Origin of the sequence: Bradyrhizobium liaoningense (genome assembly GCF_018130955.1) — a bacterium.
Taxonomy (GTDB): Bacteria; Pseudomonadota; Alphaproteobacteria; order Rhizobiales; family Xanthobacteraceae; genus Bradyrhizobium; species Bradyrhizobium liaoningense_C.
Window position 1 is genome coordinate 36758 of the sequence record NZ_JAFCJM010000059.1, and the last position, 6689, is coordinate 43446.

Sequence of the window (6689 nt, forward strand, 5' to 3'; positions counted from 1 at the left end):
CTACTTTCCGAAGCTGGCGAACGAACGCACGAGGTGCAGAACGGGACTTCCTCCCATGATGACGAACATGGCTGGAAGCAGGAACAGCACCATCGGGATGGTCAGCTTGGCGCCTAGCTTGTGCGCTCTTTCTTCGAGCTTGGTAATACGTTCCCGACGCAGATCAATCGCGATACTGCGTAGTGCCTGGCTCAACGGCGTTCCGTATTGCAGGCTCTGGCTGATCATGGTGCCGAACCGACGAAGACCATCTGAGGTCGATGCCAAATTCTCGAATGCGTCGATGCGATTAGGTAGTATCCGGAGATCATCAAGGAGACGGTGCAGTACCCAGGCCATGGCCGGATTGGTCTCCTTCATTTCGTCCGCCACACGTCCCAGCCCGCTCTCCATGCCCATTCCCGCTTCGCTGCACACGACGAGCAAATCGATCATATCCGGCGTGCCGAGCCGAATGGCGGCATCAAAACGCCGCTTCATGACCGACAGAATCAATCGCGGCCCCATAATTCCGATCACCACGCCAAGGAGCGTGAAGACCAGCACGTCGGCAGGCGCTCTTCCCGAAAGCTGCGCAAGAAGCAGCGCAATCGCCGGAAACAAGAACATGCTGACCACCTTGATGCCGATCCAAATCGGCAAGGTGCGATGATGATTGAAGCCTGACGAATGAAGGATCGTTCGCAATTGTTCCAGATTTTCCTCGGCGTAGAAGCGCCGATACCGCATGCCGAGCCATGAAAACCAACTGGTCACGTCTTTGAAAGGTGCCGACCGGTAAGGGATACCCATCACGGCGTTTGACACCCGCGTGTCCAATGCACGAACGTGCATTTCGCGGATGATCAACAAGCAGGTCGCAGTCCCGGCTGCTACTGCGAGGGCCACCAGACTGAGACCGAAAGTCATAGTTCTGTTTCCCGTCTGACCATCCAACTTATCACGAAGTGACCGATCAGAACTGAGGCTATGGCGTAAGCCAGGAGCTTGTTTCCAGTCGGATCAGAGAACAACAGATCGACATTCATCGGATTGGCCGCGTATAGCAGCGCTCCGGCAATCAAGGGCGAGATCGTAAGTGCCCGCGAGGAGAAAATCACTTCTCCCGCCAGCGCCTTGGCGCGAGCAGCCAGCGCAACACGCTGACTCACTGTGTCGCCCAGGGTCTGCAAGGTTTCGGCCAAGCTGCCGCCTGACTTCAACTGAACTGCAAGTGTCACTGCAAACATCGCATACTCTGCCACTTGCGTTCGCAGATAGACGGCCTCGACGGCTTCCTCTGGAGGCCTGCCCAGATTCACTTCGCTGCATACGATGGCAAACTGCCCGGCCGTTGGTTGCGGCATCTCGCGCGCAATGGTGCGAAATGCTTCGTGCACGGGAAGACCCGATCGAACCGTACTTGTTACCAGCTGGATCGCGTCAGGCAGCTGCCGAAAAAGCTGACTGGCGAAGCGACGTTGCTGCCATCCGAACAGGCCTCGCACGACCACTATGGCGGCAATTGCAGCCGCGACAGAGCCGTAGAGGATGGAAAATCCCAGCAGGTGATTGGCATAGAAGATTGCAGCTGCTGTAATGGCGGACGCCAGTAGCACATACGCCGGATGGAAGGCGTGAACCATCTCGGGCCTGTAGTTGGCAAAGCGGTGAAGAAGCAGAGACCGTGACGCGGTCTCCGACCGGCGAATGGATGGCAGGCTGGCCGGATGGGAAGCCGGTAGAGCTACCGCCAGCTGGCGATGCATGCGCCGCTCCCCGCGGTCGAGCCACAACGAATTGAGTGCTGCGCACATCGCGAGCACCAGAACGGCGACGATCGCGGAGTCGGGTATCATATTTGCCTCATGGCCTCGGCCCAAGCGCGGTCAAGCCCGAAATAGACCAGACGGCTTTTGAATTTCGGGACTACAAGGGTGCACCTGTAGGTGCCCGATATCCGCCCATGCTCATCCTCCTCCTGGTACTCGAAGGCTGCGATGTCATTGGTGGTGATCACGTCCCCTTCCAGCCCCATCACCTCGCTGATCTGGATAATGCGACGTTGTCCATCGCGCATGCGCTCGACTTGCACGATGAGATCCAGCGCAGCGACGATCTGAGCGCGAATGGCTCGCGACGGCAGATTCACCTGTCCCATCTGCACCATGTTCTCGATGCGGGTCAGGGCATCGCGGGCGCTATTGGCATGGACAGTGGAGATCGAACCATCATGGCCGGTGTTCATTGCTTGCAGCATGTCAAACGCTTCAGCCCCGCGCACCTCGCCCACGACGATCCGGTCAGGACGCATGCGCAGGGCATTCCACAAGAGATCGCGTTGTGTCACCTGCCCCGTGCCTTCGAGGCTGGGAGGCCGGGTCTCCAGGCTGATCACGTGCGGCTGCTGAAGCTGCAACTCTGCCGCATCCTCGATGGTGACGACGCGTTCGCTGTGATCGATGAACTGGCTCATGGCGTTGAGCAGCGTCGTCTTGCCGGACCCGGTGCCGCCGGAGACCAGAACATTGAGCCGACACCGGGCAGCAATCTCCAGCAATTGTCCAATGGGTGCAGTCATTGAGCCGTTTCCGACCATCCCGGCGATGTCCAAACGGCGGCTTGGAAATTTTCGGATCGAAATGCAAGGGCTATGGATCGCCAGCGGCGGAAAAATGATGTTGACCCGGCTGCCATCGGGCAAGCGGCAATCCACCATCGGACTGGACTCGTCAACGCGCCGCCCAACTTGCGCGGCGATTTTCTGCGCCACCGATGCAATGTGATCATTGTCGCGGAATCGCACAGCGATCCGCTCGAGCTTGCCGGCTCGTTCGACATAAACGTTGCTCGGTCCGTTGATCATGATGTCGTTGATCGATTGATCCAGCAGAAGCGGACGCAGCGGCCCGTAGCCGGTCATGTCGTCCGCAATCTCGTCCGCCAGCTGAAGCTGCTCGCGACCTGACAGTTCGAGCCGTTCCTCGTTGGCGATTCCGTGAATGATTTCCTCGATCTGCCGCCGAAGGACATCGCGCGAAACGGTCGCGGCAACCGACGGCTCAATCTGCTCGATCACTCGCTCGCGGAGCGAGGCTGGCACCAGGGGCCGCTGAGGCGAAGGTTCGTGCCTGGGCGCAGCTGCAGGCAGGCTCGGCGGCGACGCAGGCAATGGCGTCAATGCCGGCAAATGAGTTGGCGTATCGTCGTCGCGCCTACCGAAGGTCTTCATAATCCGAGCAGCCTCCTCAGCCGTCCCTTCGGCTCGACGCCGAGCCCCGTGATCTCCCGTACGATCGGGGCGAGGTGACGTCGCAGTCCTGACACGTGCTTCAGCGCTGGAATTCCGAGATTGACCGCCTGGGTCATCCCCTTGCCGAGATCGGGTACCACCATGTCTGGTTCTGCGCCCAATGCCTTGACAACCGCGGCCCTGGGAAGGCCGCCGGGGCGATTGGCACGGTTGAGCAGTGTAAAGACCCGATCCTTGCCGGCGATGTTGGTGACAGCAGTGCGCACTGCATGGGCATTGCGAAGTCCGGTCACCTCGGCTTCCAGCAGAACCAGCACGTGACGAGAAAGAGTGATCACCGGATGGATGGATGGCGGAAACGGTACCGGTACATCGACAACGATGTAGTTGAACCGCTGACGCAATAGACCCAGCACGTGCCTCACGCCCGCTTCGGTGATGTCGAGCTGCGCATCCAGTTCCTCATCGGCAGAAATCAGGCAAACCCGCTCGTTGACCTCAATTGCCGCGCGCTCAAGGAATAACGTGTCCGCCCGCATCGGGTTCTCCAGTGCGATGCGTAGCCCCGGTCCAGGCTGAACACCCAACATGACAGCTGTTTCGCCGCCTTGCAGATGAAGGTCGAGCAGCGCGACCTTGGCCTTGGTGGTCTCGGCCAGCTGCAGTGCGAGATTGATGGCGATACTCGTTGCGCCGGCACCGCCCTGCGCACCGCAGATCGAGACCACATGCCCGCCGCGGTCGGTCGGCCCCGGCGCCACATCGCCAAGCAGCTTCGGGCGCAGCTGATCCAGCACCATGTCCCGCGTGATCGGCCTCGGCAGGTACTCGGTCAAGCCGAGTTCCATAAGCGCGCGGTAGAAGGTGATCTCCCTGCTCTCACCGATCAGAGCCACCCGCACATCGGGGGGGCAGAGGCCGGCCAGCCTTTCCAGTTCGGTGAAGGGATCATCGATTCCACTGATGTCCGTCACCAACGCGAATAAGTCGGTGTCGGTCTCGAGCATCCGTATGGCATTGCGGATCGTGCCGCGCTTGATCGATATGTTGCTGCCCTCGAGGCCCTTGCGCAGAGCCGCAGCACTGAGCTCGTCATTTACGAAACAGACGATCCGGTTGCGCGCTACAACGGATGTCGTTTCTTCAGGCGAACTGACGACTGCAATGTTAACGCTCATCAACGTTTCTCCAGCAACTTGCCTGCCTGAACCACCATCGTAGTACCCCGGCGGGAAACTTCCGACCCATCGCAGTTGACCATCGAGTCCGCGCCGCCTGAGTCCTGTTTCCTGACCGAGTATTGCTTGACCTGACCACCAGCATGAACGACGATCGCCGCAGTCCGGCCGGCAATTGCATTCTGGCGCGCAATCTCCGGCGACACATCGCAACTGGACATGGCGCCAGTGTCCGCCGTATCCCACTGCTCGACTGCTGCCCGGACGGCCAGGGAGAGCGTTCCCATCTGCTTTGCGACCGTGATCTTCTTGACCTGGTCTGGCGCAAGCTCCAACGACACAGTTTGCGCTTGCTTGCCGACCACCGAGGTTATGGTTCGCCCGCCTTGCGCAATCTCCTGGTCAATCGCAATGACTCGAACATTTCCCAGAACGGTTTCGCTCAGGGCCCGCCGCGCGGGATCAGCCTTCTCGAACACTTGGGTCAATAAGACATCAACGTAATCACCCGGCCTGATCAGCCCCGCGACGCCAGACTCCTCGTCCACTCTGATGCTGATTGCACGGCTATCCGGTGCCAGGACGCTGGCCAGGAAACCCCGATCTCGCGGCCGCAACACGTCCTGCAAGGTGATCGGACTGCCAGCCTCGACGAACTTTCGAACCAGAGAGCCGGGAAGTCCGACCTTCGAGTCGGGCGTTTCAAGAATCGCCCCTGCTGGAAGACGTTCAGGCGGCACCGAGCGTACTGCGAAATCTTCTTCGCGGGCCAATGTACCTTTCGATAGCGGACGTGCCGCAACAAAATACCCGACAGTCGAAGGAGGCGCCGGCCCCCGCTCCGTGACCGTTACCGGAACCTGTTTCGGCAGGTTCATGTTGTAGGCAATCAGCCCGAGCGCAGTGGTTGCGAGCAACAGTACAAAGATGATTGAGAGACGCAACGCGGATGACATGTCAAAATCCTTTGCTCAAGATGGCCCAAATGCCACCGCACGCTATGGCCACGCCGAAAGGTAGGGGGGCGTGTCGCACGTGGCGCCACCGCTCGATCGAGTAGACGCGGCGTGCGAGCGACGAGCCGCCTGGCGCTAGCTTCGGATATGGCAGGACGCGCATCATCAGATGCACCAGGGCAAGAACGCCGCCGGCCAACGACGTTATCGTCAACAATTGAATCACGCCTGTCAGCGACAAACCAATCGACAGAGCAACCAGCAACTTGACGTCGCCACCGCCAATCCATCCGCGCTGATAGATCGCGAACAGCAGCAAGAACAGGATCGTCGTGGCAATCAGGGATTCGACAAGCTGCATCGGGCTAGCAAGTTGACCAGCGATCCCGAGGAGCGCCAGCACCAGACAGATGTCATTTCGGATCAAGCGCGTCGCGACGTCGATCGTTGCGACATACAGCAACAACAGGATTGCCAGTATCGAGGCGATGTAAGAAACCCAGCCCATAGAAATGCATGCCTCAAAGAGGTGGAAGGCACACTAAAATGTAAGGAGCACATTCAAGAGGGAGACACGTTCCGATGTCCCCCTCTCAGATGGCAGTATCAAACTGCCGCGGTGAAAGCGGTCGTAATAGCAGTGATCCCGCCCGTCAGCGCCGTCCCGATCGCACCACCAGCTCCAACACCGAACACCGCCGACACTGCGCCAATGATACAAACCGCGACGATGATGTACTCGAACGACACCACACCATCCTGGTCGGCGCGCAAACGCTTCAACGCTTCCTTGGTCTGGATGTAATACTTCAACATAGGAGATATCCCTTCTTTCAAGATGAATTTGCAGGCACCTCGGCAACTTCCAGCGGCTGCGGACGCGATGACCCGACCCGCCACGCCGTAAACTCTTAATTAAATATCAATCCTAGTCAATATTAAATGTATAATTGTTTTCAAATTAACCTTTCTATGTGTATTTAATTTTGATCCGGCAAGCCGAGAGCCCCCACAGACGGTAGAGAAATCTCCGTAAAACTACGGGGATAGCGGACTCCGAAACCACAGCAGAAACCGGGAAGGCTCATGAGAATAAATAATCGACATTATTCTTCGAAGCCACCGACCCAGGCCCGCAGGGCTATCAAATTAAATCGGAAGCACTGGAAGCCTAGTCTAGAAGGCAGCCGGCCGGCACTGTATCAGGGCATCGTCGTCCATCCGTTCCGACGCGTGTTCAACCTAACAGGCTGCTGAAAAACTGTTCTCGACGGCAATAATGACCTGTGATTCCGTGGAAGTGAAGGCACGGGGTGATTTGCA

The 6689-nt window shown here is 58.6% G+C and carries 7 protein-coding genes; all 7 read right to left on the bottom strand.

All coding sequences use genetic code 11. The annotated features are described in order from the left end of the window. Positions 1 to 909, bottom strand: a complete 909-nt coding sequence (locus JQ632_RS31575) for a type II secretion system F family protein (RefSeq protein ID WP_212406561.1) — start codon at positions 907 to 909, stop codon at positions 1 to 3. Further along, on the bottom strand, positions 906 to 1838 hold the full coding sequence (locus JQ632_RS31580; protein ID WP_212406562.1) for a type II secretion system F family protein: 933 nt from the start codon (positions 1836 to 1838) through the stop codon (positions 906 to 908). The genes JQ632_RS31575 and JQ632_RS31580 overlap by 4 nt, the downstream gene beginning before the upstream one ends. Beyond that, positions 1835 to 3211 (bottom strand): CpaF family protein, encoded by a 1377-nt coding sequence (locus tag JQ632_RS31585; protein WP_212406563.1) that lies wholly within the window; start codon positions 3209 to 3211, stop codon positions 1835 to 1837. Before JQ632_RS31585 ends, JQ632_RS31580 begins: the two co-directional genes overlap by 4 nt. Beyond that, a complete protein-coding gene (locus tag JQ632_RS31590) occupies positions 3208 to 4410 on the bottom strand; it encodes an AAA family ATPase (protein ID WP_212406564.1) in 1203 nt (400 codons plus the stop codon). Before JQ632_RS31590 ends, JQ632_RS31585 begins: the two co-directional genes overlap by 4 nt. After that, positions 4410 to 5366 carry a Flp pilus assembly protein CpaB gene (gene cpaB / locus JQ632_RS31595; protein WP_212406565.1) on the bottom strand — a complete coding sequence of 319 codons (957 nt, stop codon included), beginning with the start codon at positions 5364 to 5366 and terminating at the stop codon, positions 4410 to 4412. The genes JQ632_RS31590 and cpaB overlap by 1 nt, the downstream gene beginning before the upstream one ends. A 1-nt stretch (position 5367) precedes the next feature. After that, a complete protein-coding gene (locus tag JQ632_RS31600) occupies positions 5368 to 5874 on the bottom strand; it encodes a prepilin peptidase (protein WP_212406566.1) in 507 nt (168 codons plus the stop codon). Positions 5875 to 5972: 98 nt separating this feature from the next. Continuing rightward, positions 5973 to 6182, bottom strand: coding sequence for a hypothetical protein (locus JQ632_RS31605; protein WP_212406567.1), 210 nt, complete (start codon positions 6180 to 6182; stop codon positions 5973 to 5975). Between the last annotated feature and the right edge of the window lie 507 nt (positions 6183 to 6689).